Origin of the sequence: Armatimonas sp. (assembly GCF_043760365.1) — a bacterium.
GTDB lineage: Bacteria > Armatimonadota > Armatimonadia > Armatimonadales > Armatimonadaceae > Armatimonas.
Map to the genome: position 1 here is coordinate 1 of NZ_JAYUPA010000098.1, position 6,486 is coordinate 6,486.

At 52.8% G+C, this 6,486-nt stretch carries 3 protein-coding genes and 1 pseudogene; all 4 read left to right on the forward strand.

The annotated features are described in order from the left end of the window. Window positions 1–82: 82 nt before the first annotated feature. Window positions 83–556 (forward strand): annotated as a pseudogene (locus ACH2EH_RS02505) (DUF6531 domain-containing protein); the annotation flags it as partial. 648 nt (window positions 557–1,204) lie between these two features. Then, window positions 1,205–5,254, forward strand: coding sequence for an RHS repeat-associated core domain-containing protein (locus tag ACH2EH_RS02510; RefSeq protein WP_395138604.1), 4,050 nt, complete (start codon window positions 1,205–1,207; stop codon window positions 5,252–5,254). Between the two features lie 21 nt (window positions 5,255–5,275). After that, window positions 5,276–5,689 (forward strand): hypothetical protein, encoded by a 414-nt coding sequence (locus ACH2EH_RS02515; protein ID WP_395138598.1) that lies wholly within the window; start codon window positions 5,276–5,278, stop codon window positions 5,687–5,689. Window positions 5,690–5,989: 300 nt separating this feature from the next. Further along, the coding region (locus ACH2EH_RS02520; protein WP_395138601.1) for an RHS repeat-associated core domain-containing protein at window positions 5,990–6,486 on the forward strand (497 nt) is incomplete at its 3' end.

Sequence of the window (6,486 nt, forward strand, 5' to 3'; positions counted from 1 at the left end):
CATCGGAACCTAGCTTGCGCAATTCCCAAGAAATTTAGTTCTCTTTAGAGATTGCTTGTTTTGTGTAGGGGGACAGAGTAAAGTGGTTATATCGTTCAAGGCTCGCTTCCAGAAATTCTCGCCACGAGGAAAGTGGCTCTTTAGTGTTTTTACTTTTCTGTTACTGGCAGAAGTTATCTTTGCTTTCTTTTCCTTGAGCCGAGTCTTTGCACGGCCTGCTCCTCTGTGTTTTCTGAATGGCTATTACGAGCGCTGTACGTGCTCGCCCCGTTTTGGTAATACGCAAGGAACCTGTGCTAACTGGTATGCAAACACACGTCAGGAAAATGGTTCAGGGCATGAATACGATCTTGATCCTGTAGATGTCGGTCAGGGAGTACATATCCTTAACGAGACCGTGGCAGTTGTGCCGGGGCGATTTCCCTTTCCGATTAGCTGGACATTCCGATCACTGGATGGTTCGGATGGGCCAATGGGGCTTGGCACCTCTCTTTCAACTGATTACTACATGACTTATGAAAATCAGACGGGAAAGATGCGCCTGATCTGCCCGGGGAATAAGCAGTATCTTTTTACCTATCGTGCTAACTCAGGAAATGCTCCTTTGGGTACGTATGAAAATACCAGTGATACTGATATGGTGGGCACAACGATTGGCTATAGTCGTGCTTATGGGAATCCTTCAACCGATTATTTTACTTGGAAATTAAAAGACGGTACTACTTTTACCACTTATGCAACAGGCCAGAGTTTGTCGGTCTCAGGTCGGCCTTTAGGATGGGTTTTTAAAATTGCAGATCGGTTTAGTAATGCAATAGAGATTTCACGACAGCAAAATACAGGCTATCCGGTCGAAGTAAAAGAGATTAATAATGATAACGGGACTCTGCCTATACGACGCGTCTTGTTTACCTATGGAAATCCAAATGGTCAATTAAAAACCGTTCAGATGCCCAAGACCGATTACAACGGCATGCTAGGGGCTACACGCATTTGGACGATTGCTTACGGAACCAATAACGCAGAGAGTAGTGGGATACCAAGGCAGTTTCATTTTGTCACGGACCCAAGAGGGAAAATTACGCAGTACCATTGGACTTGGCTTACGGAAAATTCAGGAGGAGATATTCTCCCCTTAAGCGGCCCCAGTGCCCCGAACCGTGCCTCGTCTGCTTCCGTTAAGAGTTCACAAGATCGCCGGAAAGTGCAGCTCGCACAGAAACTTCAGCGTTTCCGTCGCGCCACCCCTGCCCACTCGTTCGGGCTACGGCGTAATCTCTCCGGGGCTCAGCCGCCGCTGGTGGCGGAGCTGATAGCATTGCCTGACCCCAGTGCCGTGCGTCGCAGAGGGCAGGTTGCTCCCACCACTCCTTTACCTGAGGGAATCACTTCGTGGGTGCTTATCCGCCTCAATACATCAGGGCAGCTTGCCGCGTGGGCTCCCTGGCAAGAGGCATATTATCCCGATGTCGAACCCGGCTGGATACCTGCGCCGGGATGGCATTTGGCGCAAGCGACTATTGAATCCGCTGGCGGCGATTGTATTTGCTTGTTGGGTCTGCCCCCTTGTGTGTGTGCAGACCCCACGCCCACACCAATTCCCACACCGATACCGGGGCCTGGGCCTGGGCCGATACCGGGGCCGTTCCCGACTCCCGTGCCGTTTCCCACTCCCATACCGACACCAACCCCTGTGGGAACGCCCACGCCTGTACCGACACCGACCCCTGTCCCCACACCGACTCCCTCGCCGGAACCCCCGCCAAATACGACCGAAGGTTTCCCACTCGTGCGGCGCATTGTGGATAGAAGCCTCAACGAGCGCCAGCACAACTACTATGACATCAAGGGGCGGCTGGTTGTCCAGGCAGCGGGCGACTCGGGCTACTCTTCGGTTTACTATCAGAATGCCGCGAGTACGGTAACCGATGCCAATGGGAACCAGCGCACCTACTTCTTTGAGGCCAATCCCTATGGCCCCACGTACCGTCTTACCAAAATGGCGGACGATACGCTGGGAGTCAAGACCGATATTCAGTACAACGGTGCAACCAACCAGGCTACGGATATTCTTGACACCGATGATCGCACCACACATATCGGCTACGACAGCCAGGGCAATGTTGAGCTGGTTACCGCCCCCACATCTTCAGGAACTACTTTGTCCTGGACGGCACTGTACCACCCGGATTTTAACGTTCCCCTACAGACAACCGACCCGCTGGGCACGACCTACTACAGCGTGAACGCCACCACAGGACGGATTGAGAAAGTCAACCGCAGTGGTTACCCGGAGCAGCGCTACGGCTACAACTCCTTTGGTGAAGTCACTTTCTCCTGGTCTGGTTCGCCCGGCTCCTGGTTCAATGACACTGGGAGGCGCGTTGAGTATTTCTATACACAGCGCGGCGAGTTTAGTGTTGCCGGGTGGGCTCCTGGAGGTGTCAATGGGTTCCCGACAAGTCTCTGGGGAAGCACGGGTTCCTATGCCTATGACGAAGCCGGACGGATGCGTCGGGTAACCGACTCACGAGGGGAGATTTTTAACTACGACCTCAACACGATGGATCAAGTGACGAAGGCCGTTCATGTCGAGAAGCTCTGGAATGGTGGGACGCGTAATGTGACGCTGGCGGAATACGACCATGACGAGGAGGGGCGCGTAAAACAGTATAAAAATGGTCGGGGATATAGCTGGTGGTTTGGCTATGACAAGATGGATCGCCCTACCCTGACACAAAACCCACTCAGCCAGGTTTCTCATAGTCTCTGGGGATTCAATGGGGAACTCAAAGTAGCTACGGATGCACGCGGCCAGGCGCTCACGAATAGCTACGCGTCCGGGGATAGGCTTGCGCAGACAACCTACAAAGATGTGACGGGCACTATTGTCTCCTCTACGAGCTATGCCTACGATCCCCAGCTCAAGTACCAGCTAAACGACATCAGCGACCTGCCCCCCGCAACCGGCACCCCGCAGCTCTACCACTTCGGCTACGACAGTGTCCACCGTCTTCGCACTATTGTCACCCCGCTGGGAACCAAGAACTACGCGGAGTTCGACCCCCTTGACCGCCTCAAGCGCGTTGTCGAGGACGGCACCGAGACCACGCTCTACAACTACGATGATCTAGGGCGTGTCTGGAAAACGGAGAACTCCGCCTCGGGCGATAGCATTAGTGAGTTCGATCCTATCTACGGTCAGACTACCAAAGTGACGAAGCCTAACGGGCTGGAGCAACTAACAGGCTACGATGCCATAGGGCGTGCGGAGACGGCGCAGACCAAGTTCAATGGCACCCTGGTTCGTGGGCGCAAGTATAGTTACGATGCCAGCGGAGCGATCTCCCAGGAGAAGAGCCTGGACGGCTCCCAGGTGTTGGCGAGCTACACTTATGATGGCCTCCGGCGGTTGACTAAGGCCGTTCGGGGCGGTAGTACGTACGATTATTCCTACGATGATGCCAACAACCGCATTGGCGAGACCGTCACGAACAACGCCACGTCCACCCGTGCGTTCGCCTACGACTGGGCCAACCGCCTGACCTCGATGACCAGCGGCAGTGGGACTTTAACGGCGGATCACGACGCGAACGGGAACATGACCCGCCTTGGCTCAGACTACCTTGGCTGGAACGTGCGCGGTCAGCTTGCCTCGATGACTTCAGGTGGTCAAAGCAGCACGTTTGGCTACGATCTGTACAACCGTCGCATCTCTAAAAATGTGAGTGGGAACTCTCCGCGTTCGTACAAGTGGTCTGGTTGGAGCAGCCACGGCGGCACGGGCAGCGGTGTGTTTGCCAAGACCACGGGCGTAGACAACCACGCGAGTTTAGGCGGCAACGCGACCATCACGGATCACTTAGGTAGCGTCGTCACGCTTCTGAACAGTTCGGGCGCACCCGCTCAGCAGAACAGCTTCGATCCGTTCGGCCAGACGATCTCGTCCACGAACAGCAACGGCTTCGGCGGTCAACCGTATGGCTTCACCGGCCTGGAGCACGACGAAAGCGGACTGGTCTACGCAAGAAACCGCTACTACTCGCCGGGCTTAGGACGCTTCATCAGCGAAGACCCGATAGGCTTTGGTGGAGGGGCCAACTTCTACGCCTACTGCGGCAACGACCCCATCAACTTCACCGATCCACTAGGACTCTTCAGGATGAAAGACTACCTGAACTTCGACGACTTTGACGTGGAGCAATGGAAACGTGACGCACAAGCTTTTGCGATAGGCGAAGCCAAAGGAGCTGCGATTGCGGGAGCATGCATTGCGTGTCCTGAACTGGGTGCTGCGATGTTTGGTATGGCCGCCGCGCAGTTTGGACAGCACGCCTACCAGTGTGGCCTTGGGGCCGCTCTCAATGGTCTCGTTCCTCAGGACATGGACGGCTGGGGACAGATGACGGGTGGCGCTCTGGTAGGTATGGGGGCGGGGCTGGCTCCCATGGCAAAAAGCCCTTGTTTTGTTGCTGGTACTCCTGTCTTGATGGCCGATGGCAGTAGCAAGGCAATCGAGAACGTCAAAGTCGGCGATAAGGTTGTCTCCAAAGATGATAAGACTGGCGAAGTTGTCGAGAAGAAAGTTGTCTGGACAAAGATTCGCACCTCGCCTACGCTGGTGATCGAGGTTGAGGGCGGCATGCGGGTTGAGACGACCAAAGAGCACCCGTTCTATGTCGAAGGCACCGGCTGGACTCCTGCGGGACGGCTGGCGATTGGCAACGCGATTGTGACACGTGCTGGGCCGTCGGTGAAGATCGTTCGGATTGAGAAGAAGACAAAGCCCGCCACCGTTTATAACTTTGAGGTCGAAGGCACACACAGCTACTTCGTCGGGGGTGTCAGAGAAAAGGTCGGTAGTGACTGGTTCTGGGTACATAATTACGACACACCGCCAATTCATTCGAACCCAGGACGCTTCTATACTCGTGCAGGTGAGCTAGCGGAAGAATCTAATATTAACCGTTATCATGGAATTAACCCCGAACAGCTTACCGGCGGTGAATCTGTTGGGCATGGTGGAGTTCAAAATTTATCAAATAGTGACTTGACTCGATTTGGTGGCCCACAAGGCAATGACCCTATAGCAGGATTTCGAAGTTATCCACATACTGGTGCTAACTTTACTAAACCAGGAACTGTTATTAACATAAAAGGAGGTCATCATCGAACATTTGAGATCGGAAGGCGAGTTCGTTCTGGGCAAATGAATCCTAACGAATTAGTTGAATTCAATATTGAGCAGTTCTGAGATTGAAAGAGAAGATGAAAAATGCTACAATGTATTTTTGAAAGTAGCCTTTATTGTATATTTGCAATTGAACACGACAATAATGAATGGATTGTTTTCGTGTCTGATATGGATGGAGCTGCTAACAAAAGTGTGTCAGGTATGGTTCGATGTTGGGTAAGACGAACGTCAAGTTTAAGTCAAGAAGAAGTTTCTAAATTGATTATTGAAAAATTAGGCAGTATGGTTGATAACGGTATTTACCACTATGGTAATGATCTATTATTTTTTGATGGATGGGATTTTTGTCCGGGATTCCATAACAATATTTTAAGTTTTAAAGAGGAAATAATAAATTTTATGAGGCTCCGACCGGAGCAATCTTCGGGGTTTCTACCCGAATCCGGCTTCGCCGGTGGTTCTAGAACAGCCCGGCGTGACCTAGATGGCACGTAGACTGCTCACGACACAAGGCAGTCATTCGCGTTCGCTCAGCATTCTAACAGGATGCGGAGCAAGCTCCGGGGTATGTACTGTAGCTGAATCATATTATTATGATCGAGCCTTTTTCACGAGTCATTTTTGTGTGGTGGATGCTCCGAAAAACAGCCGGGAAACCATAGGTTTTGAGTACTTCTCTTGCCAAAACTAGAGCCTTCAGCAACCCGATTTCGATTCGTGAAAACGGCTCCAATCCATAGGAGTTTTCATTACGGGGCAGACCACTCTTTTAATGTTTTCTCGTTCTGGTTGCTGTTGGTCACGATTTTTGTCAATAGTAGTAGCGTGTGGGGCCACGGCGGCACGGGCAGCGGTGTGTTTGCCAAGACCACGGGCGTAGACAACCACGCGAGTTTAGGCGGCAACGCGACCATCACCGACCACCTCGGCAGCGTCATCACGCTTCTGAACAACGCCGGTCAAGTGGCACAATCCAATAGCTTCGACCCATTCGGCCAGACAATCTCGTCCACCAACTCCAATGGTTTTGGCGGTCAACCCTACGGCTTCACCGGCCTGGAGCACGACGAAAGCGGACTGGTTTACGCAAGAAACCGCTACTACTCGCCGGGCTTAGGCAGGTTCATCAGCGAAGACCCGATTGGATTTGGCGGCGGCTCCAACTTCTACGCCTACTGCGGCAACGACCCCATTAACTTCACCGATCCGCTAGGACTATCCCGAGTTAATATTCCTGGATTCGGTGAGTTCGAATTTGATACTGAGACAGTAGGCAATGGGCTTGCTACAGG